The organism is uncultured Microbacterium sp. (genome assembly GCF_964244775.1).
In the GTDB taxonomy this organism is placed as follows: Bacteria; Actinomycetota; Actinomycetes; order Actinomycetales; family Microbacteriaceae; genus Microbacterium.
Map to the genome: position 1 here is coordinate 287,918 of NZ_CAXTJR010000001.1, position 20,846 is coordinate 308,763.

The 20,846-nt window shown below is 68.8% G+C and carries 17 protein-coding genes and 1 tRNA gene; 9 read left to right on the forward strand and 9 right to left on the reverse strand.

What is annotated here, in order from left to right:
* Positions 1-28: 28 nt before the first annotated feature.
* Together nudC and ACFE6Z_RS01355 are read left to right on the forward strand one after the other, a co-directional pair.
* A complete protein-coding gene (gene nudC / locus ACFE6Z_RS01350; RefSeq protein WP_375383893.1) occupies positions 29-952 on the forward strand; it encodes an NAD(+) diphosphatase in 924 nt (307 codons plus the stop codon).
* A 13-nt stretch (positions 953-965) separates the two neighbouring features.
* Positions 966-2,783: an ATP-dependent helicase gene (locus ACFE6Z_RS01355; protein WP_375383894.1), complete on the forward strand. Its 1,818-nt coding sequence runs from the start codon at positions 966-968 to the stop codon at positions 2,781-2,783.
* Between the two features lie 763 nt (positions 2,784-3,546).
* Here ACFE6Z_RS01355 and ACFE6Z_RS01360 read toward each other — a convergent pair.
* Entirely contained in the window at positions 3,547-4,935 is a 1,389-nt protein-coding gene (locus tag ACFE6Z_RS01360) for a zinc-dependent metalloprotease (RefSeq protein WP_375383895.1), read from the reverse strand.
* Positions 4,936-5,062: 127 nt separating this feature from the next.
* Here ACFE6Z_RS01360 and ACFE6Z_RS01365 point away from each other — a divergent pair, with 127 nt between their 5' ends.
* Both ACFE6Z_RS01365 and ACFE6Z_RS01370 read left to right on the forward strand, forming a co-directional pair.
* Positions 5,063-6,199 (forward strand): PDZ domain-containing protein, encoded by a 1,137-nt coding sequence (locus tag ACFE6Z_RS01365; RefSeq protein ID WP_375383896.1) that lies wholly within the window; start codon positions 5,063-5,065, stop codon positions 6,197-6,199.
* A gap of 98 nt (positions 6,200-6,297) precedes the next feature.
* Positions 6,298-9,222: a UPF0182 family protein gene (locus tag ACFE6Z_RS01370; RefSeq protein ID WP_375383897.1), complete on the forward strand. Its 2,925-nt coding sequence runs from the start codon at positions 6,298-6,300 to the stop codon at positions 9,220-9,222.
* Positions 9,223-9,264: 42 nt separating this feature from the next.
* On the opposite strand, the gene ACFE6Z_RS01375 is transcribed toward ACFE6Z_RS01370, so the two are convergent.
* The 7 genes from ACFE6Z_RS01375 to idi are packed head-to-tail and all read right to left on the reverse strand — an operon-like array spanning position 9,265 to position 14,966.
* Positions 9,265-10,173 (reverse strand): prenyltransferase, encoded by a 909-nt coding sequence (locus ACFE6Z_RS01375; protein ID WP_375383898.1) that lies wholly within the window; start codon positions 10,171-10,173, stop codon positions 9,265-9,267.
* The gene (locus ACFE6Z_RS01380) at positions 10,170-10,487 is read right to left on the reverse strand and encodes a lycopene cyclase domain-containing protein (protein WP_375383899.1); all 318 of its coding nucleotides are present in this window, start codon (positions 10,485-10,487) and stop codon (positions 10,170-10,172) included. The genes ACFE6Z_RS01375 and ACFE6Z_RS01380 overlap by 4 nt, the downstream gene beginning before the upstream one ends.
* Positions 10,484-10,843 carry a lycopene cyclase domain-containing protein gene (locus ACFE6Z_RS01385; protein WP_375383900.1) on the reverse strand — a complete coding sequence of 120 codons (360 nt, stop codon included), beginning with the start codon at positions 10,841-10,843 and terminating at the stop codon, positions 10,484-10,486. Before ACFE6Z_RS01385 ends, ACFE6Z_RS01380 begins: the two co-directional genes overlap by 4 nt.
* A 34-nt stretch (positions 10,844-10,877) precedes the next feature.
* On the reverse strand, positions 10,878-12,464 hold the full coding sequence (crtI, locus tag ACFE6Z_RS01390) for a phytoene desaturase family protein (RefSeq protein ID WP_375383901.1): 1,587 nt from the start codon (positions 12,462-12,464) through the stop codon (positions 10,878-10,880).
* Positions 12,461-13,330 (reverse strand): phytoene/squalene synthase family protein, encoded by an 870-nt coding sequence (locus ACFE6Z_RS01395; RefSeq protein ID WP_375383902.1) that lies wholly within the window; start codon positions 13,328-13,330, stop codon positions 12,461-12,463. Before ACFE6Z_RS01395 ends, crtI begins: the two co-directional genes overlap by 4 nt.
* Positions 13,327-14,394, reverse strand: a complete 1,068-nt coding sequence (locus tag ACFE6Z_RS01400) for a polyprenyl synthetase family protein (RefSeq protein WP_375383903.1) — start codon at positions 14,392-14,394, stop codon at positions 13,327-13,329. Before ACFE6Z_RS01400 ends, ACFE6Z_RS01395 begins: the two co-directional genes overlap by 4 nt.
* Positions 14,391-14,966, reverse strand: coding sequence for an isopentenyl-diphosphate Delta-isomerase (gene idi / locus ACFE6Z_RS01405; RefSeq protein WP_375383904.1), 576 nt, complete (start codon positions 14,964-14,966; stop codon positions 14,391-14,393). The genes ACFE6Z_RS01400 and idi overlap by 4 nt, the downstream gene beginning before the upstream one ends.
* A gap of 86 nt (positions 14,967-15,052) precedes the next feature.
* On the opposite strand from idi, the gene ACFE6Z_RS01410 reads away from it, so the two are divergent.
* Together ACFE6Z_RS01410 and ACFE6Z_RS01415 are read left to right on the forward strand one after the other, a co-directional pair.
* Entirely contained in the window at positions 15,053-15,559 is a 507-nt protein-coding gene (locus ACFE6Z_RS01410; protein WP_375383905.1) for a MarR family winged helix-turn-helix transcriptional regulator, read from the forward strand.
* Between the two features lie 28 nt (positions 15,560-15,587).
* Positions 15,588-15,661: transfer RNA gene (locus tag ACFE6Z_RS01415), tRNA-Met, on the forward strand.
* A 43-nt stretch (positions 15,662-15,704) separates the two neighbouring features.
* Here the strand turns inward: ACFE6Z_RS01415 and ACFE6Z_RS01420 are convergent.
* Positions 15,705-16,655, reverse strand: a complete 951-nt coding sequence (locus ACFE6Z_RS01420) for a GlxA family transcriptional regulator (protein WP_375383906.1) — start codon at positions 16,653-16,655, stop codon at positions 15,705-15,707.
* Between the two features lie 182 nt (positions 16,656-16,837).
* Here ACFE6Z_RS01420 and ACFE6Z_RS01425 point away from each other — a divergent pair, with 182 nt between their 5' ends.
* The 3 genes from ACFE6Z_RS01425 to ACFE6Z_RS01435 all read left to right on the forward strand — a co-directional run bounded on the left by ACFE6Z_RS01425 (position 16,838) and on the right by ACFE6Z_RS01435 (position 20,846).
* The gene (locus tag ACFE6Z_RS01425; protein WP_375383907.1) at positions 16,838-18,055 is read left to right on the forward strand and encodes a hypothetical protein; all 1,218 of its coding nucleotides are present in this window, start codon (positions 16,838-16,840) and stop codon (positions 18,053-18,055) included.
* Positions 18,056-18,120: 65 nt separating this feature from the next.
* Positions 18,121-19,305 carry a substrate-binding domain-containing protein gene (locus tag ACFE6Z_RS01430; RefSeq protein ID WP_375383908.1) on the forward strand — a complete coding sequence of 395 codons (1,185 nt, stop codon included), beginning with the start codon at positions 18,121-18,123 and terminating at the stop codon, positions 19,303-19,305.
* Between the two features lie 17 nt (positions 19,306-19,322).
* A complete protein-coding gene (locus ACFE6Z_RS01435) occupies positions 19,323-20,846 on the forward strand; it encodes a sugar ABC transporter ATP-binding protein (protein ID WP_375383909.1) in 1,524 nt (507 codons plus the stop codon).

Here is a 20,846-nt window from a genome sequence, read left to right on the forward strand (position 1 = left end):
GCTGTCGACCGATGCAGAGAGGTCTCGGATGACGGCGGACGACCATTCGGTGCCCCCGATCGCGCCCCCGCTTGCGCGAGCAGATCTTGATCGGTCTGCGCACGAGCGCGCGGACGACGCTCTGGTGGAGCGGTTGAGGGCGGATGCTGCGACCCGCGTCCTGGTGCTCCACGGCGACAGCGCGCCCCTGACAGAAGCCGGAGCGCTCCGGTTCGTCACGCCTGCGGAGGTTACGGACGGCGCTGAGTGGGCCTTCCTCGGGCGGATGCCCGACGGCGCCGCCGTGCTCACGGCGGTGTTCGCACGCGAGGCCGAGCAGCCGCTGCCGGGCCCGCACGCGTGGGGCTCGCTCCGCACGGTCGGCGGAGAGCTGTCCGCGCAGGACGCGGGCTTCTTCGTGGAGGCGCTGAGCCTCGGCCGCTGGCTGCTGGACTCCCCGTTCTGCCCCTTCTGCGGCACCCGCACGATCGTGCACAACTCGGGGTGGGCGCGGCGGTGCCCGCACTGCGGCCGGGAGCACTTCCCCCGGACCGATCCGGCGGTGATCGTCGCGATCACGAGTGCGCAGCATCCCGATCGACTGCTCCTGGGGTCGAACGCGCTGTGGGGCGCGAACCGCTTCTCGTGCTTCGCGGGATTCGTCGAGGCCGGGGAGTCGCTCGAGTCGGCAGTGGCGCGCGAGGTGCGTGAGGAGTCCGGCATCGAGGTCGTCAACGTGCGATACCGCGGTTCCCAGGGGTGGCCGTACCCCCGGTCGTTGATGGTCGGCTTCCACGCCACCGCGGCCGACGACGACGCCGCACTCGCCGACGGCGACGAGATCGTCGAGGTGCGCTGGTTCGACCGCGACGAGATCGCGGCGGGTCTGGCAGGCACCGGCGACCTGCTGCTGCCGGGGCCCGCCTCCATCGCGCGCCGGCTGATCAGCGACTGGCTCGAGGGAGCGGCGTGAGGGACTGGTCGTCATGAGCGACGGTGCCATCCACGACAGTGCCCTCCACGACAGCGCCCTCCACGGTCTGGATGAGCGCCAACTCGAGGCGGTGACGGCCCTGCGCGGACCGGTGCTCGTGCTCGCAGGCGCCGGGACCGGCAAGACCCGCGTGATCACCCACCGCATCGCCCACGGTGTCGACACCGGCGCCTACTCGCCGGGGCGCGTCATGGCCGTGACCTTCACCGCCAAGGCGGCCGGAGAGATGCGCGGCCGACTGCGCGCGCTCGGCGTCGAGGGCGTGGCGGCCCGCACGTTCCACGCGGCCGCCCTGGCGCAGCTCAACTTCTTCTGGCCGACGCTCGCCGGAGACTCCGCGCCCACGATCGTCGACAACAAGGTGCGCCTGCTCGCCCATGCGGCCGACACCCTCGGCATCCAGCCCGACACCGCGACGCTGCGCGACGTCGCCGGCGAGATCGAGTGGCGCAAGGTGACGATGCGGAGCATCGACGCCCACGCGGTGGCACGCCCCGGCGGAGTCGGACGCCTCGAAGCCGGTCGCGTCGCCGACCTGCAGCGGGCGTACGAGAAGCTCAAAGACGAGCGCCGGCAGCTCGACTTCGAAGACGTCCTGCTCGCGTGCGCGGGGATGATGGAGGCCGAGCCGCGCGTGGCCGCGGCGGTGCGGGAGCAGTACCGGCACTTCACCGTCGACGAGTTCCAGGACGTCTCGCCGCTGCAGCACCGGCTGCTCGAACTGTGGCTGGGGGATCGTCGTGACATCTGCGTCGTCGGCGATGCGAGCCAGACCATCTACTCGTTCGCGGGAGCGGATGCGCGGTTCCTCCTCGATTTTGACCGCCGGTACGACGACGCGCACGTCGTGCGACTCGAGACGAACTACCGCTCCGATGAATCGATCCTCGCGGTCGCCAACGCCCTCATGCGCGATCGCCCGGGGGCACTGCACCTGCAGGCGGCTGCGGCCCGGGACAAGGCACCGGATGCTGCGCCGCCGACCGTCACCGCCTACCCCGATGAGGTCGCCGAGGCGAAAGGCGTCGCCGCAGAGGTCGCGGCGCGGGTTCGCTCCGGCGTGGATCCGCGGCGGATGGCGATCCTCTACCGCGCTCATGCGCAGTCGGCCGAGCTCGTGCGTGCCCTCGCCGATGTGGGCCTTGCGGCGACCGTGCTGGGCGGCAAGCGGTTCTTCGACATCCCCGAGGTGCGCCAGGCGGTCATGGCGCTGCGCGGAGCATCCGTGGCACCGCAGGAGCGCGGCTTCCTCGACGGGGTGCGCGACGTGCTGCGCTCGCTCGGGTTGACACAGGACCCTCCGCCGGCCGGCGGTGCGCTCCGCGACGCGTGGGAAGCGCGGTCCGCGCTCTTCCGCCTCGCCGAGGAGGCTCCGCCGGGTACGACGTTGCGGGCGTTCACCGATGACCTCATGGCGCGCGCGCGAGCTCAGCACGAGCCGGCGATGCGGACGGTCACGCTGGCGACGCTCCACGCCGCAAAGGGCCTCGAGTGGGATCACGTGCATCTGCTCGGTGTGGCGGAGGGTCTGCTGCCGATCAGCTACGCCACGACGTTCGACCAGATCGACGAGGAGCGACGCCTCGCCTACGTGGGCATCACGCGGGCCGGGCGAACGCTGTCGATGTCATGGGCTCGCGGAGAGGGACAGCGGGAGCGATCGCCGTCGCGGTTCGTGCGGGAGATCGGCGCTCGGGAAGACGGCACAGGCATTCTTCGTGCGGTCGATGCGCGCGCCAGGTCCGCCGCAGCGAGTCGTCGAACAGGATCAGCGAGTGCGCCACCCGAGGGGGCCCGCCGGCCTCGGTGAGCATCCGCGCTGCCACGAGGCCGGCCTCGGTCGCGGTGGCACCGTCGACCTCGGGCCCCGGTTTACCGACCAACTGTGCCGCGATGAGTGGCCAGGTCGGGTCGGCGTCACGCCGATGCGCGCCGATGCACGCGAGACACGCGGTCTTGCCCGGCACGATGAGCGGCCCGATCTCGACGCGTCCGCCGGTGAAGATGACCGGCAGATGGCTGATGTCACGCGCCATCAGGGGGGCCGCCCGGCGTGGCTCGACGAGGTGGTCGGTGACGACGATCACCGGTCCGGCGCCGGGCGGCGCCTCGTCGCTCGCGCCGTACCACGTCGCCCTGACGACTCGCCATCCGGCGGAGGCGAGCGCTCGGGCGATCTGATCCGTGACGGTGACGGGGTAGTTCTCGGCGGTCTGCAGGGTCAGGACGGGTCCGCGCGCAGGCTCCTGCACGAGCGCCGCGCGCAGCTGGCGCAGCAGGGCGCGGGCCTGCGGGGCAGTAGCCCCGGATACCCGGGCGACCGCCTCGAACGCGTCGTCGGGCACGCCGCGCACGAGCTCGTGCACGAGCCGCTCCTGCCAGGGCTCCGGATCGTCGAGGACCACGATCGCGTCGATGCCGAACTGCAGGCTCGAGTGGCTCCGCCACAGCGGCGGGAGACCCGGATCCAGTCGGAGCATCCTCCGATCATGGGCCGCGCATCCGCCGCTGAACCGCTTTCCACAGGCCGCGCGCTCGTATCCAGGCGCACGGGGGCTGGGGAGGAACGGGCGCTAGACGGGCTTGGGGTCGTCCGTGCTCTCCTCGTCGGGTCCGTCGGCATCCGGCTCGGCGTCGTCCTCGCCCGAGAGCAGGCGGTCCAGTGCGTCGTCGAACTCGTCGCGGACGGGTGCGTCCCCACGCTCCCTGGCTTCGAGCCGTGCGACCAGGGCCGCCGGGTCGTCGATGTCTTCCGGGGTGGGCATGAGGTCGGGGTAGTCCCACAGCGCGTCGCGAGCGGCGATGCCGACAGCATCCGTCACCGCTCGCCACATCGCCGCGGCCTCGCGCATGCGGCGGGGCCGCAGGTCGAGTCCGACCAGCGAGTTGAGCGCCTGCTCGGCCGGCCCGCCGACCGCCCTGCGCCGGCGCACGGCCTCGGCGATCCGGTCGGCCGAAGGCAGTCGTGCGGTGGCGGCCTCGGTGACGACATCGACCCAGCCCTCGATGGTCGCCAGGAGGTTCTCGAGCCGGGCCAGCGCGGCGTTCTGCGCGTCGGAGCGCGCGGGGATCAACGCGCCGCTCTCGAGCGCACGGCGCAGCTCTTCCGGCTCGGAAGGATCGAAGCGGGAGGCGAGTTCTTCGAGGGCCTCGGTGTCGACGTGGATGCCGCGGGCGAAGTCGTTCACCTGAGACATGACGTGCAGGCGCAGCCAGCGGGCATGACGGAACAGCCGGGCGTGGGCGAGCTCGCGCGTCGCGATGTAGAGCGCGAGCTGGTCCTCGGGGATCTCGAGGTCGCGTCCGAAGTCCGCGAAGTTCTGCGGCAGGATCGCCGCCTCACCCGAGGGCATGACCGGGATGCCGACATCGCCGCCGCTGACGACCTCGGTCGAGAGCCGGCCGAGGACCTGGCCGAGCTGCGTCGCGAACAGCGACCCGCCGACGGTGCGCATGAGCCTGCCCGCTCCCTTGACGAGATCCTGCATCTCTTCCGGCACCTGCTCGCTGAGCGTCGCGGTGAGGGCGTCGGCGATGCTGGTCGCGACGGGTTCGGCCAGTTCCTGCCAGACGGGCATGGTCTCTTCGACCCAGCCGCCGCGGGTGAGAGCGCGCGGGGGAGTGGCGAGTTCGGAGATGGTGGTCGCCTCGCCGAGCCACAGCGTCGCCAGGGCGAAGGCATGATCCAGATCGGTGCGCTGACCGTCGGTGACGCCCAGTCCGCCCTGGTTGGCGATGTGCAGGGCCTGGCGCTTGGCGGTGTCCCACGAGATGCCGCCGTCCGCCCCGCCTGCGAACGCACCCTGCAGCTGCTGCATGACGGACTGCATCATCGCGGGGTCGATCTGCATGCCCGACAGCCGCTCCAGCTGCTCGGGGTCGATCTCTCCGCCGGCGCCGCCGAACAGCTGCCGGATCAGCTCCTGGAACTCTTCTTCAGGACTGCGATCCTCGTCCGCCACATCAGCCGCCTTTCAGCCAGGTCAAGACCTCGCCATCTACGCTAGTCGCACGGATCATCGCACCCGTCGGCCGAGACCCTCCCTCGCTTACGCCGGTCGCGAACGACCAGGCAGAGAAAGGGTTCCCGTGACGCTGTTCGACGAGAACGTGACCATCACGCCTGCCCCGCGGCGCACGATGAGCCGCGGCACGCTGGCCGGCATCTGGGCGCTGGTGGTGGCTCTCGTCGTGCTGCTGGTCATCACCTTCCTCCCGACCGCGTACGTGATCCAGCAGCCGGGACCGGTGTACAACACGCTGGGCACGGCGGAGAGCTCGGACGGCACGGAGGTGCCCCTCATCTCGGTCTCGGGCGCCGACACCTACCCGACGGCGGGCGCACTCGACCTGCTGACCGTGCAGGTCGTCGGCAATCGCGAGCGCACTCCGTCGTGGTTCGAGCTGGCGATGGCATGGTTCGATCCTTCGCGTGCGGTCCTGCCGATCGATGCGATCTTCCCCGTGGGTCAGAGCACCGATCAGCGCAACCAGGAGAGCGCCGCCATGATGGTCGACTCGCAGAAAGAGGCCACGGCGGCCGCGCTGACTCAGCTCGGCTACACGATCACCGCCGATCTCACGGTCCACTCACTCGTCGACGGGTCGGCGGCCACCGGCATCCTCCAGGAGGGCGATGTCATCGTTTCGGCGAACGGCCAGACGGTGACGGATGCCACGGGCCTGCGTCAGATCGTCAATGCCGGCGAGGGCGCACCGATCAGCCTCGACATCGAGCGCGACGGCGTGCCCCAGACCGTGTCGGTGACACCCACGCAGACTGACGCGAACGGCGGGCAGGTGTGGCTCATCGGCGTGACCCTCGTCAACGACTACGTCTTCCCGATCGACGTCACCATCCAGCTGAACAACGTCGGCGGCCCGAGCGCCGGGATGATGTTCGCGCTCGGCATCATCGACACCCTGACGCCCGGCGAGCTCAACGGCGGGCAGAACGTGGCGGGCACCGGCACGATCACCGCCGACGGCACAGTGGGCCCGATCGGCGGCATCCAGCAGAAGCTGTGGGGCGCGAAGGACGCCGGAGCGGCGTGGTTCCTTGCGCCGGAGTCCAACTGCGACGAGGTCGTCGGACACATCCCCCCCGGACTCCGGGTGTTCTCGGTCGCCACGCTCTCGGATTCGATGAAGGCGCTCGAGGCGATTTCGTCCGGCGGAGATCTGGACGCGCTGCCCACCTGCGCGGCAGCCGGCTCCGCCAACTGACGACTCAGCACGGCATCGATGCGCGAACGTTGCGCAACCGTGAGTGCGCACAGCGCTTCCTCGGCATATGCCCAGAACCGCCAACCTAGGATGAGACGGTGACCACGTCGCCCTCACCAGCCTCATCTGCCGCGGGGCCAGCCGCCCCGCACCGCACTCGCCGGATCGTCGCGATCTCACTCGCGATCATCGTCGGACTGGTCGTGGCCTTCTTCATCTTCGCGAACCTGTACACCGACTGGCTGTGGTTCCGTCAGCTCGGGTTCGACTCCGTGCTCGTGACCCAGTGGACGGCGCGCGTGATCATGTTCGTCGTCGGGTTCCTCGGCATGGCCGTACCGGTATGGCTGGCGATCCAGCTGGCGTACCGCCTCCGCCCCGTGTATGCCCGGTTGAGCTCGCAGCTGGACCGCTACCAAGAGGTCGTCGAGCCGCTGCGTCGCCTGGCGATGTGGGGTATCCCGGTATTCTTCGGATTCTTCTCGGGATTCGCCGCATCTGCCCAGTGGGAGACCACGTGGCTCTGGATCAACGGGGTCACCACGTCGGTGACCGACCCGCAGTTCGGGCTCGACACCGGCTTCTACATGTTCGCGATGCCGTTCTACAGCGCTCTGCTGGGCTTCGTCTCGGCGGTTCTGCTGATCTGCCTGCTCGTGACCGCCCTGGTGTCCTACCTCTACGGCTCGGTGCGGATCGGGCAGCGCGAGCTGCGCATCTCGAAGTCGGCCCGCATCCAGCTCGCCGTGATCGCCGGTCTCTACCTGCTGGTGCAGGGCCTGAGCCTCTGGCTCGACCGCTACAAGACTCTCGTCGAGCCGGGCGACCGCATCACGGGCCCCGGCTACACCGGCGTGCATGCGACCATCCCCGGCATGACGATCCTCGCGATCGTCGCCGTGCTGGTGGCGATCCTCTTCTTCGTCACGGCCATCATCGGTCGCTGGCGCTACCCCCTGATCGCGACAGCGCTGCTGGTGGTCTCGGCCATCGTGCTCGGAGTCGGCTACCCGTGGATCGTCACGACCTTCCAGGTCAAGCCGAACCAGCTGGCGCTCGAGCGCGAGTACTACCAGCGCAACATCGACATGACCAAGGCCGCCTACGGCATCGACGGACTCGTCAAGAGCGACTACGACGCGGTGACCACCGCGTCGGCCGGCCAGCTGCGCTCGGACGCCGAGACGACAGCATCCATTCGCATCATGGACCCTGCGATCATCAATCCGACGGTCGCCCAGCTCGAGCAGTACCGCTCGTACTACCAGTTCAAGGATCCGCTCGACGTCGACCGCTATTCGATCGACGGGCAGTCGCAGGACACGATCGTCTCGGTGCGCGACCTGAACCTCGGCGCGCTCGGGCAGGCGGCGTCGTGGCAGAACACGGCCCTCGTGTACACCCACGGCTACGGCCTGGTCGTCGCCAAGGGCAACGAGCGCACGGTCGACGGTGACCCGGTGTTCCTGGAGAGCGGCATCCCGGCCAGCGGATTCCTGTCGTCGAACTCGTTCGAGCCGCGCGTCTACTTCGGCGAGAACTCGCCGCCGTACTCGATCGTGGGTGCGCCGGCCACGACCGATCCCATCGAGCTGGATTACCCGTCCGGCAAGGACGGGTCGAACGAGACCAAGACCACCTTCACCGGCAACGGCGGCCCGAGCGTCGGGAACGTCTTCGACCGGCTCCTGTACGCCCTCAAGTTCCAGTCGGAGCAGATCCTGTTCTCGGACTACATCAACGAGGACTCGCAGATCCTGTACGACCGCGAACCCGTAACCCGCGTACAGAAGGCAGCGCCCTACCTGACCCTGGACAGCGACCCGTACCCGAGCGTCGTGGACGGCCGGATCGTGTGGATCGTCGACGGCTACACGACGAGCGCGACCTACCCGTACTCGACGACGGTGAGCCTGGCATCCGCCATCGCCGATACGAACAACCCGACGCCGCGCTTCGCGCTCGACAACATCAACTACGTCCGCAACTCGGTCAAGGCCACCGTCGACGCGTACGACGGCAGCGTCAAGCTCTACGCGTGGGATGAGACGGATCCTGTGCTGCAGACGTGGCAGAAGGTCTACCCCAATACGCTCAAGCCCATCAGCGAGATGTCGGCGGGGCTCATGAGCCACGTGCGCTACCCGACCGACCTGTTCAAGGTGCAGCGCTCGATGCTCGGGGTGTACCACGTCGACGACGCGCAGTCGTTCTACCAGCGCGATAACGCGTGGGCGACGCCGGATGACCCGCAAGACCCCAACCGCCTGCAGCCGCCCTACTACCTGACGATGCAGATGCCGGGGCAGACCGATCCGGCGTACTCGATGTTCACGTCGTTCATCCCGTCGTCCGAGGGCGCCAACTCCAGAAACGTCCTGATGGGCTATCTGGCGGTCGACTCGAACGCCGGAGCGGACCAGGGAACGAAGAGCGCCGACTACGGCAAGCTCAGGATGCTGGAGATCACCGCCGATACGACGATTCCCGGCCCCGGTCAGGTGCAGAACACGTTCAACTCCGATCCGTTGATCTCCTCGCAGATCAACCTGCTGAAACAGGGTCAGTCGCAGGTGCTGAACGGCAACCTGCTGACGCTGCCGGTCGGTGGCGGGTTCCTCTACGTGCAGCCGGTGTTCGTGCAGGCCTCGACCGGAACGCAGCTCCCGCAGCTGCGCAAGGTGCTGGTCGCGTTCGGCACGCAGGTGGCGTTCGAAGCGACTCTGAACGACGCGCTGAACACGCTCTTCGGCGGCAGCTCGGGCGCGACGGCAGGAGACCAGACCGTCCAGCCCGGCGACGAGGCGACGGCGACTCCCGCGCCCACCCCGACTCCGGGCGAGACGACGTCGCCGACTCCGAACCCGTCGACATCCGTCGCCTACCAGGCCGCGCTGCAGGAGGCCTCGAAGGCGATGCTCGACCGCCAGGCGGCCCTGCAGGCCGGCAACTGGACGGCGTACGGCGAAGCCGACGCGCGCCTGACGGCTGCGGTGAACCAGCTGATCGCACTCGGGGGCTGACCCCGACCCCGGTGATCGAGCAGCCCCGATCGCCGGGGTGAATCAGTCGGTGAGCAGCCAGAACCAGATCAGCAGCAGTGTGACGCCGAACCCGGCGATCTGGTTGATCCAGAGGAATCGGCGCCAGCCCCTGGTGGCATCCGCCGCGGTCTCGTCGGTGATCCGGTGGAACGGCCACACAGCCGCCAGGTAGGGGACGACGAGGATCGCCGCCAGCGGACCCGGCCACGCGGTCGCAAGCATCACGAGGCCGGCGGCGGTATAGCCGGCCAGGGCGAACCACACCGTCCAGCGCGCTCCCCGCACGGTCGCGATCGATGAGATGCCCGCCTCACGATCGGCGACGACGTCCTGCACCGCGCCGAAGGCGTGCGACGCCACCCCCCAGAGGGCGAATGAGACGACGATCGCGCCGAGCTGAGGCGTCCACACTGCCCCCGCGAGCACGAGGCCGTACACGGCCGGTGAGAAGAAGTGAATGCTGCTGGTCACCGAATCCGCGAATGGAACCTCCTTCAGCCGCAGCGGGGGAGCGCTGTAGAAGACCACGAAGAAGAGGCTCGCGGCCAGCACGAGCCAGGACAGCGGTGAGCCGACGATCGCGAGGTAGACCACGAACGCAACGCTCGTGAGCGCGGCTGCCCACAGCGTGATGCGGTGCATCCGTCTGTCGAGCACCGCGCCGTGCGCGCCGCCCTTGCGCGGGTTTCGCAGATCGGACTCGTAGTCGAAGACGTCGTTGATCCCGTACATCGCGAGGTTGTAGGGGATCAGGAAGAAGATCGTCCCGATGATGAGCGTCGGATCGATGCTCCTCGTGGTGAGCAGATAGGCCGCCGCGAACGGATAGGCCGTATTGATCCAGCTCACCGGGCGCGACGCGATGAGCAGTTCGCGGATCACGGCTCCTGCGCGGAGCTTCTCGGGTGGTGCGTTCACGTGCTCGATCATGGCACCCGCGGCGACCTCGGCCCCCGGCCGATCAGGGTGAACAGCGCGGGCACGAGGAACGCGGCGCAGAGCGGGTACGAGAAGTCCTCGATCGGCGCGAGACCGATTCGCACTCCGCTCACGTGCGTGGGCGGGTAGCTGAACAGACCGGCCGCGATCATCACGTTGTCGAAGACGGCGGTGAGGATCAGCAGGACGACGGCGGCGATCGCGGATGCCAGCATCCGGCGTCCGAACGCGGGTCGCCCCACCGTGCACAGGGTGACGACGAGTGTGATCACGACGAACGGGAGCACGATGATCGGGTAGGTCATCGCGCGCCGCCGCCCTCGGTCGCAGCCCCTGCTCCTCGGCCCGCGCGACGGGCCAGCCGCCGGTTCGCCCATGCGGACGAGACGAGCGCGAGGTAGCAGAGGAAGGCGAGGAAGAACGGCTCCTCGATCGGCAGCTGGGGGGCGAGGTCGATGCCGAGCAGGAGCGCGCTGCCCCCCTTCACGAAGACGCCGGTGGCGATGCCCACCGCGTCCCACACGAGGAAGAACACGGTTCCGATGACGATCGCGACCGCGGACCGCACCGGCGCCCGCCAGAACGCGAGCGACAGCCGCGCATCGATCGCGACGATTCCCGCGGCCGACACGAGGATCGCGATCAGGTAGATTCCGGGCACGTCACACCACGATCACAGCACGGTCACAGCGGAGTCACGGCTGCGACACAGCGACGATCGGCTCGGCCAGCGGGCCGGGAGTGTGATCGCCACGCAGCCGCTTGAGCACGAGCTCGGCCGAGATGAGGCACATCGGCAGGCCGATGCCCGGGAGTGCCGATGCACCGGCGTAGAAGAGTCCGTCGACGCGCTTCGAGGCATTGCGCGGGCGGAACACCGCGCTCTGCCCGAGGGTGTGCGCAAGGCCCAGGGAGTTGCCCCGCCACGCGTGCAGGTCGTCGGCGAAGTCGCCGGGGGCGACCGTGCGGCGCACGACGATCCGGTCCGAGAGGTCCGGGATGTCGCACCAGTCGGCGATCTGGGCGATCACCCGATCGGCGGCCGCCTCCACGCGGGCATCGCCGTCGCCGTCCACTCCACCGCGACCCAGCGCCGGGTCGGCGGGGATCGGCACGAGGACGAACAGGTTCTCGGTACCGGGCGGCGACGTGGTCGGGTCGGTCGCGCTCGGTCGGCAGACGTAGATCGACGCCGGGTCGGGGATGTGGGCGTCGGCGCCGAAGATCGCCTCGAAGTTCGCCCGCCAGTCGGCGGTGAACAGCAGCGTGTGGTGCGGGAGATGGGGGATGCTGCCGCTGACGCCGAGCATGATCAGGAGCGCCCCCGGGCTCGGGGTCTTCTTCGCCCACCACGACTCGGGGTAGGTCTGGAGGGCGCGGGGGAGCAGCGCCGTCTCGGTGTGATGCAGGTCGGCGGTGGAGACGACGATGTCGGCCGTGACGATCGAGCCGTCGGAAAGGCGGACGCCGGTGGCGACAGCATCCGCCGTTTCGATCGCGACCACGTCGGCGCCGGTGCGGATCTGCACGCCCGCCGCCCGCGCGAGGCGCTCGATCGCGTCGATCACAGTGGAAAGGCCGCCGCGGGGGTAGAGCACACCCTCGTCGAGGTCGAGATGGCTCATCAGGTGATACAGGCTCGGCACGCCGTACGGCGACCCGCCGAGGAACACGGCGGGGTAGCCGAGCACCTGACGGAGACGCTGGTCGGTGAAGCGCGCGTCGATGTACGACGCGAGAGGCCGGGTGAGCAGCGGCGCCAGCTGCGGCAGCCGGCGCAGGAGCGCGGGATCGCGCAGGCCCGCGGTCGTCTCGTACGTGTCGTAGAGGAAGCGCGAGACGGCGAGCTCATACGCGTCGCCCGCCGAATCGAGATAGGCATCCAGCAGCGCGCCGGCGCCCGGCTCGACCGACTCGAACAGCGCGGTCGCGGCGGTGCGGCCCGATCGGATGTCGAGCGGCGCCTCCGCGCCTTCGGTATACACGCGGTAGGCGGGCTCGAGGGGCACGAGGTCGAGTTCGCGTTCGGCGGTCGTGCCCATCAGTCGGAAGAAGTGCTCGAACACCTCGGGCATCAGATACCAGCTGGGGCCGGTGTCGAAGCGGAACCCGTCGCGCTCCCACGTGCCGGCGCGCCCCCCGAGTTCGTCGCGTGCCTCGAGCACAGTGACCGTATGCCCGTCGCGGGTCAGGAGGCACGCCGTCGCGAGGCCGGCGATACCGCCGCCGATCACCACGACGCTGCGCGCGCCGACCGGGCCCCGGGCTGACCGGCGACTCATGCGCGGGCCCCACGGGGTGAGAAGCCGAGCAGGGCACGAGTCGCCAGTACGGCCTTGACGGGGTCGGGAACCCGCACGCGCGCCCCGGCATCGCCTTCCCGCCGGAGCCTGGTCGCGAGCTCGGCGAACAGATCGTGCGCGACGGTGACGGCGCGGCGGCAGTCGCCCGGTAGCCGCGGGACGACCGCGGAGGCTGCGGCGAGGTCGCCGTCGATCCGGTCCAGCACGCTCGCGCGGGTCTGGCCCGGAGCGCCCAGCCCGAGGTAGTCGCGGCCGAGCCCGTTCGCGTCGTCGGCGTGGTCGCGCAGGAAGTTGACGTCCTGGAATGCGGCGCCGAGCCGGCGCGCACCCTCGACGAGATCGTCCGCAGGAGCGACGGGATGCTCTCGCCCCGCGTTCACGAACGCCTGGAGGCACATCAGACCGACGACCTCCGCCGAGCCGTACACGTACTCGTCGTGTGATGCGGCGTCATGCTCGTGTGTGGTGATGTCGGTGCGCATGGACGCGAAGAACGGCTGGATGAGGGCGGCGTCGATGCCGCACTCGCGCGCCGTGCCGGCGAAGGCGTGGACGAGCAGGTTGGCGCTGAACCCGCGCTCGACGGCGGTGAGCGTCTCGGTTTCGAGATCGTCGAGCACGATGCGCTCGGTTTCCGGCGAGAGTCCCGCCGCGCTCGCCGGGCCGTCGACGATCTCGTCGGCGACCCGCACGAGGGCGTAGACGTTCCGGACGTGCGGGCGCACGCGAGGGCCGAGGAGCCTGCTCGCCATCCCGAACGATGTCGAGTACGCCGCGATCACGGCGGCTGCAGCATCCTGCGCCGTCTTGTCGTACAGGGCGAGCCCGGTGAGCTGTCGGGTCATGGCATCCTCCCCGCGATAGTCGTCGTGAGGCCGAGGAGGAGCTCGCGGACCTCGATCGGGAGTGCGGGCGAGTCTGCTTCGTCGCGAGCCGAGGCGAGGGTTTCTTCGATCACATCGACCAGGCGGGTGCGGGCGCCGCTCTCGTCGAGGATGCGCTGCGCCTCGCGGACCGCGATCGGGCCGGTGTGCGCTAACGCGAGGGCGTCGTTGACGAGGTGCCAGCTCGGCGTGTCGCGGGCCATCGCGACCAGGGGGGTGCGCTTGGCTTCGCGCAGGTCGCCGCCTTCGGCTCTTCCCGCCTGACGCGACGTGCCGAAGGCCCCGATGAGGTCATCGACGAGCTGGAAGGCCAGGCCCAGCCGGCCGCCGAATCGCTCGAGGGCGGCGAGGGCCTCGGGTGAGGCACAGGCGAGGGCCGCGCCTGCACGCAGCGGTGCGCTGAACGAATACACGGCGGTCTTGTCGTGCGCGGCAGCCAGGATCGCGTCCGAGTCGGCGTGGTCCCATGCCACCGCATGCTCGACATCGGCCAGCTCGCCCGCCACCGAGACGAACACCGCGTCATCGAGGAGTCCCATGAGCTCGGCGCGCACCGACGGTGCGGTATCGGCGAGGGCCAGGATTCGCGCGGCTTCGTGGAGCAACAGGTCGCCGGCGAGGATCGCCGCGGCATCTCCGAGCAGAGCCGCACCGATGGCATCCGCTCCGCGCACCCGTCCGCGCTGGCGGAACTCGCCCGCGACGTTCGGGATGCCGCGGCGCTCGGTGTCGTGATCGATGACGTCGTCGTGCACGACGAAGGCCGTGTGGAGGATCTCGAAGGCCGCCGCGACGGGGTACAGCGCAGGCGTGGAGCGGGCGTCGCCGCCGAACGCTTCGAACGCGGCGACGACCAGTGCAGGGCGGAATCGCTTGCCGCCGGCCGCCGCGCGCGTGATGGCGTCGGCGAGCGCGGTCGTGCCTTCACCGAGCGCTCGGGAGCGATCTCGGATGCGCGCGAGGGCGATGTCGATCGTCTCGTCGATCGCGACGCGTGCGGTCGGGTCCGCGGCGAGGACGATCATGATGCGCGCCGACGCTCCTCAGGCAGCTCCCTGCCGAACAGGCGCAGCTGTGGCGCCTGGAGGACCAGCCAGGGGCTGAACGCCCACGGGGTGGCGGAGAGGGAGGCTGCGAGGTCGAGGGGATCGACCCACTCCGCGTCGGCCACTTCCACGGGGTTGAGCACCGGCTCCGCAGAGGTTCGCGCGATGTAGACCGGGCAGACCTCGTGTTCGACGATGCCGCTGGCGTCGATCGCACGGTAGCGGAACCGGGGGAGGGCCAGTTCGATGTCGGTAAGAGTCAGGCCGAGCTCGAATTCGGCGCGGCGCTCGACGGCGGCGATCATCGGCTCGTCGGGGCGGGGGTGACCGCAGAAGGAATTGCTCCACACTCCGGGCCATGTCGACTTGCTGAGGGCACGGCGCGTCACCAGGACCAGGCCCTCGTCGTTGACGACATGGCAGGAGAACGCGAGATGCAACGCCGTCTCGGTGGTGTGCACGCCGCTCTTCGGCGCGGTCCCGATCTCTCGGCCCGCGTCGTCCAGGAGAACCACGGAGTCGATATCGTTCCCGGCGTCGGCGTCTGTCACAGTGTCTCCATCATGCTCTCTTCAATTGCTAGTTTTTCTAGCGATAGAAGTGAGACGATAATACAAGCGGCGAGAGGGGGTGTCCAATGACAGGACCTTGGGTACCGGAAACGGAGCACGACCGCGCGGTGATGGAGGTGCTGCAGGGCATCCGCGCCTTCAGTGATGCGATGGACCGCATGCACGGCGGGATGAAGGGCGACATGGACATGAACGCCACCGACCTCGCGGCGCTCCGGATGCTCATCATGCGCGAGCAGCGCGACGAGACCGTCAGCCCGCACGAACTCGCTCACCATCTGCGCATCTCGACCGCCTCCACGACGAAGCTGCTCGATCGCCTGAGCGCCTCGGGGCACGTGGAGCGACGTGCGCATCCCTCCGATCGCCGTTCGCGTGTGGTCGTGCTGACCGACGAATCCAGAACCTCCTTCTTCCGTCATTTCGGCGAGAATCTGCGTGCGATGCGGGTCGTGGCTCAGGACTACACGACCGAGGAACTGCAGATCATTTTGCGCTTCATGGCCGATGTGGGCGTCGCGATCGACCCGGACGTCGCCCCCGCGAAGCGAGCCCGCGTCGCCACCGGCTGAGATCCCGTGCTAGGCTGAATTCTTGTGCCGCGGGGTGGAGCAGCTCGGTAGCTCGCTGGGCTCATAACCCAGAGGTCGCAGGTTCAAATCCTGTCCCCGCAACGAAATGAAGAAGGCGTCCCGGAAGGGGCGCCTTTTTCGTCGTCTAGTGCGAGACGGAGGTTCGGGAACCCCCGAACGATGTCCGGTATGAGCGCGGGCTCACTCCCGAGGCGCGTTTGAACTGCGCGCGGAAGTTGACGGACGACCCGAACCCGGCCTCCTGCGCGATGCGCTCGACCGGTGTCGCCGATCCGACCAGCATCTCTTGTGCACGGCGCACCCTTGCATTGAGGAGCCACGTCATCGGACTGATGCCGAAGCGCAGGTGGAAGCGCCGGTTGAGGGTGCGAACGCTCACGTTCGCCACGGCAGCCATCTGCTGAAGCGTGATGGGCTGATCCAACCGCGAACTGAGCCACACCGTCAGTTCGTGCAGGGGTCCGTCCAGCGGTTCGTCGGAGGTGACGATGAAGGGCGCCTGACCTCCGTTGCGATACAGCGGCATGACGGCCTGACGCGCTGCGTCCGCCGCGACCTCGACGCCGTGGTCGCGTCTGATCAGTTCCAGGCAGAGGTCTATCCCCGCGGACGCACCCGCGGACGTGTAGATCCCGCCGTCTTCGCGGAACATGCTCTCGGCGGTCACTTCCACTTCCGGAAAGAGCTCCTGGAACAGACTCGCCGCCCGCCAATGGGTCGTCGCTGAGCGCCCGTCCAGAAGCCCGGCCTGCGCGAGCGTGAAGGCACCCCCGCAGATCGAAGCCAGCCGTACGCCGCGCCGGTGGGCGTCGCGCAGAGCATCGAGAATCTCGCGTGGCTGCGTCCGCGCGGGCGTGCGGCTTCCGGGAACGATGATCGTGTCAGCGCTCGCGAGCTCGTCCAATCCGTGGTCGGGCATGATGCGCATTCCGCCGCCGGTCGACGATTCGCCGCACACGATCACGCGATAGATCGGGTGTGCGTTCTCGTCGCGCGCCCAGCCGAAGACTTCGATCGGGGTGGACAGATCGAAGGCGATCACGTCATCGACGGTGATGACTGCAATGGTGTGCATCGACGCTCCTTGGCAAAATGCAAACACTTAATGGCCATCTGGCCACTTCCCGAAGAATACATCGCGGCGCATGCTAAGGCCACCCCCGCGATCTCGATGGAGAGTCCGGCACTCGCAGCCCCGACGGCGAGACCCACCTCCCTGATCCAGACCGTGTCATCGCGCCCAGAAAGGCCTGCCACATGACTCACCCCGCCGCCGAAGCGGAAGCCGTCGACGACATCCGAATCGATCCTCTCTACAGTCCGTTCACGCTGAAGAACAGAACGATCCGCAATCGCTTCGTTCTTCCCGCGATGCAGCGCGCGTCGTTCGGATTCCGCCCTACGGACTGGATGGTCGAGTCCCTCGGCAGGGCAGCATCCGGCGGAGCGGGAGTGATCATCTCCGAGGGATCGTCACCGGATCATCCGGCCGCTTACTGGCAGCCCGTGTTCAGCGTCATCGGCCGCGACACGATCGATGGCTGGCGGCGGGTCGCCGACGCGGTCCTCCGCTCCGAAGACGTGCTGTTCCTCATGCAGCTCTGGCACCCCGGAGCCCTGCGTCTGGTCACCGAGCAGATGCACAATCCCTTTCCGGACCAGCCCTCGCTGAGTCCGTCGGGCCTGGTGCGAGAGGGGCATCGGAACGGGGTCGCCATGACATCGCAGGATCTCGAGGACACCAAGCGGGCGTACGTCGAGAGCGCGCTCATCGCTCAAGAGATCGGCGCGCACGGCGTGGAGGTGCACGGCTGCCACGGCTACCTCCTCGATCTGTTTCTCTGGCACGAGACGAACACGCGCACAGACGAATACGGGGGGTCGACCCTCGCCCAGCGGGCCGCGTATCCGGCCGAGATCGTCGCAGCCATTCGTGAAGCGACCGGTCCGGACTTCATCATCTCGTTCCGGTTCTCGCAGTGGAAAGAGATCGACTACACCGCACGGATCGCAGAGCACCCCGACGACCTCGCGCCCTTCCTCGCGCGCATGGAGAACGCAGGCGTCGACCTGTTCCACGTCTCGACGCGCCGATTCGACGCTGCGGCATTTCCCGAAGTCGACCCGCGACGAAGCCTCGCCTCCTGGGTGAAGGGCATGACCGAGGTGCCGGTGATCGCCATCGGCAGCGTCGGACTCACCACCGACTGGGCGAGCGATCTGCTCGACAACCAGGAGGCCCAGCTTCAGATCGAGCAGGATCTCGACCGAGTGCGAAGTGGCCTCATCGCGCACGATTTCGATTTCATCGCCGCCGGCCGCGCGCAGATCGCCAACCCTGAGCTCATCAGTCGCATCCGCGACCGCGAATTCTCACAACTGCGCACCTTCGACAAGCCTCGCGACCTGGGCGGCGGCGATGCCTATATCGCCGATGGCCAGATCGTTCACGAGGCGCACAAGCGTGGGCTCTGACAGCTACCCGAACACCACGACGTACCCGAGCACCACCCACCCGAAATCGAAAGGACTCACAGCACATGATCCATCGACACCACACCAGGGCCCTTGCAGCGGCGGCCGCGCTCGCCACGCTCGCGCTCGTGCTCGCGGCGTGTAGCAGCGCCTCCCAGGCATCCACCTCATCCCAGGAAGCGACAGCGAGCGGTGGCATCCCCGCCGCCGTGACACAGGCCGTGGATGCCGCCTACGCGGGCACCTCGGGAGAGGTCCCCGGCGACTCGGCTCCTCTGGCCCAAGGCAAGAAGGTGTGGATCGTCTCGGCGTTCCAGCAGGTCTCCGGACTCGCCCACCTCGCTGCCGAGGCGCAGGCCGCGTCGAAGACGATCGGCTGGGATTCGACGGTCTGCGACGGCCTGAACAACGCCAACGGCGCCTGGGCCACCTGTGTCCGCCAGGCGATCGCCGACGGGGCGGATGCCATCATCCTCGAAGCGATCGACTGCGCTCCCGTGCGTCAAGCGCTCCTCGAGGCGAAAGCTGCCGGCATCCTGATCGCCGCCGCCAACTCGTTCGACTGCAACGACCCGAGCCAGGGCGGGGCGGAGGCGCTGTTCGACGCCACGCCCACGTATGCCGACGGAGTCGACAGCACCGCCGACTATTACCGCCAGTCGGGCGCGCTGCGAGCCGACGCGGTCATCGCACACAGCGGCGGCACCGCACAGGTGCTGCACGTCGAGTTCTCGGGGGTCGCTTTCGGCGGCTATCTCTCCGAGGGCTTCACCAAGGAGTTCGCCACATGCGGCGGCTGCGCGATCGTCGACACCCTCTCGATCACGCCGCCCGACATCCCTCAGATCAGGCAGAAGTTCGAAACCACCTACATCAAGGCCGCGAAGGCCGACACGGTCGTCGTCGATGTCGACTTCTTCTTCGCCGCCGGCATCCAACCCGCGCTCGCGGCTGCGGGTCGTACCGACGTGACCGTCGCGGGCGGAGAATGCGCCATCGAGAGTCTCGACTTCATTCGCGCCGGGGGCGGCCAGCAGACGTGCATAGGCACATCGCTCGGTCGCATCGGATGGTCGCTGATCGATCAGCTGAACCGCGTGTTCGCGAAAGAGCCGCTCGCCAAGGACGGCATCGGGTGGCAGCTGGTCGACGCCACGCACAACCTGCCCGCAGCGGGCACGCAGTATGACGGCGACACCGACTACGCGGCCGCATACACCGCCTCGTGGCAGGCGGCGGACAAGCCATGACCGTCGTCGGTGGGAGGGTGTCCTCCCCGGCGGATGACATCGTGCTCGCCGGCATCTCCAAGACGTTCGGAACGGCACGGGTGGTCGATGATGTGTCCATCCGTGTCCGTCCTGGACGCATCCATGCCCTGCTCGGCGGCAACGGATCCGGCAAGTCGACTCTGTTGAAGATGCTCGCGGGTGTTTATCGTCCGGATGCCGGTGGCACGATACGCCTGTTCGACGCCGAGTACCCCAGCGAACGGTACGGACCGGGCGAGGCGATGCGAAGCGGCTTGCGTTTCGTGCACCAGGATCTCGCCCTGATCCCGGACCTCTCGATCGCAGAGAACATCGCGCTCGGCGGCCGATACCCGCTCGGACCGTTGCGCCGGATCCGGTGGCGACGTCTGAGGGCCGATACTGCGCTGCTGTTGCGGCGGGTGGCGCTCGATCTCGATCCCGACACACTCGTGGGGGCGCTGCGGCCCAGCGACCGCGCCCTGGTCGCCATCGCGCGGGCGTTCAGCGGGCCGCCGACTGATCATGCCGTGCTCGTGCTCGACGAACCGACCGCGAGCCTGCCTCACGACGAGGTGGAGCGCCTGCTCCAGGCGATGCGAGACTTCCGCGCTGCCGGCCACAGCGTCGTATTCGTCAGCCATCACCTTCCCGAGGTGTTCGGAGTCGCCGATGATGTCACGGTTCTGCGAGACGGCCGCGTGGTGGCCACCGGAGAGATCGATCACTTCGATCACTCGCGCATCGTGACCCTCATGGCCGGCCACGCCAGGGAGGCAGCGACCCGCAAGGTGCGCGCGTCGGCGGATGCGGCATCCCCCGCCCTCAGCCTGCGCGGCTTCCACGCCGGACCCCTGTCGGGTGTCGATCTCGACGTGCGCCGAGGCGAGATCCTCGGCATCGCCGGGCTGCTGGGCTCCGGCCGCAGTTCTCTGCTGGGCGCGCTGTTCGGCGATCTTCCCCACGGTGGCGATGTTCGGCTCGCGGGCGGCGTCGTGCGCATCCGGTCCACGATCGACGCCGTCGCCGCCGGCATCGCCTACGTGCCCGAAGACCGCCGTGGCGAGGCGGCGTTCCTTGACCGCAGCGTGTGGGAGAACATGTCGGCGGTCGTGATCGGCACCTACCTGCGGATGCGGCGCATCGACGATCGACGTGCGCGAGCTGATGCGCGGGATCTTGCCGCGCGGTTCCACGTGCGCGCCGCATCCATCGACTCGCCCCTCGAATCGTTGTCGGGAGGCAACCAGCAGAAGGTCATCCTTGCGCGATGGCTGCGCGCCGCGCCCCGGATCCTGCTCCTCGACGAGCCGACCCAGGGCGTGGATGTCGTCGCACGCGACGACATCCACGACCTCATCCGTGAACGCGCCGACGACGGCGCGGCTGTCCTGATGGTCTCGAGCGACCTCGACGAACTCGAGCTGCTGTGCGATCGAGTGGCGGTGCTTCGCGGCGGTCGTCTGGTCGACGTGCTCGACGGTGACCGGGTGACCAGTCGCACCATGACACAGCTCACCCAGAGTGAGACGGGAGAATGA

Excerpts from the sequence above, each read along its gene's own strand:
- nudC (WP_375383893.1), top strand. The coding sequence starts at position 29 with ATGACGGCGGACGACCATTCGGTGCCCCCGATCGCGCCCCCGCTTGCG.
- ACFE6Z_RS01355 (WP_375383894.1), top strand. The coding sequence starts at position 966 with ATGAGCGACGGTGCCATCCACGACAGTGCCCTCCACGACAGCGCCCTC.
- ACFE6Z_RS01375 (WP_375383898.1), bottom strand. The coding sequence starts at position 10,173 with ATGATCGAGCACGTGAACGCACCACCCGAGAAGCTCCGCGCAGGAGCC.
- ACFE6Z_RS01380 (WP_375383899.1), bottom strand. The coding sequence starts at position 10,487 with ATGACCTACCCGATCATCGTGCTCCCGTTCGTCGTGATCACACTCGTC.
- crtI (WP_375383901.1), bottom strand. The coding sequence starts at position 12,464 with ATGAGTCGCCGGTCAGCCCGGGGCCCGGTCGGCGCGCGCAGCGTCGTG.
- ACFE6Z_RS01395 (WP_375383902.1), bottom strand. The coding sequence starts at position 13,330 with ATGACCCGACAGCTCACCGGGCTCGCCCTGTACGACAAGACGGCGCAG.
- ACFE6Z_RS01400 (WP_375383903.1), bottom strand. The coding sequence starts at position 14,394 with ATGATCGTCCTCGCCGCGGACCCGACCGCACGCGTCGCGATCGACGAG.
- ACFE6Z_RS01410 (WP_375383905.1), top strand. The coding sequence starts at position 15,053 with ATGACAGGACCTTGGGTACCGGAAACGGAGCACGACCGCGCGGTGATG.
- ACFE6Z_RS01420 (WP_375383906.1), bottom strand. The coding sequence starts at position 16,655 with ATGCACACCATTGCAGTCATCACCGTCGATGACGTGATCGCCTTCGAT.
- ACFE6Z_RS01425 (WP_375383907.1), top strand. The coding sequence starts at position 16,838 with ATGACTCACCCCGCCGCCGAAGCGGAAGCCGTCGACGACATCCGAATC.
- ACFE6Z_RS01430 (WP_375383908.1), top strand. The coding sequence starts at position 18,121 with ATGATCCATCGACACCACACCAGGGCCCTTGCAGCGGCGGCCGCGCTC.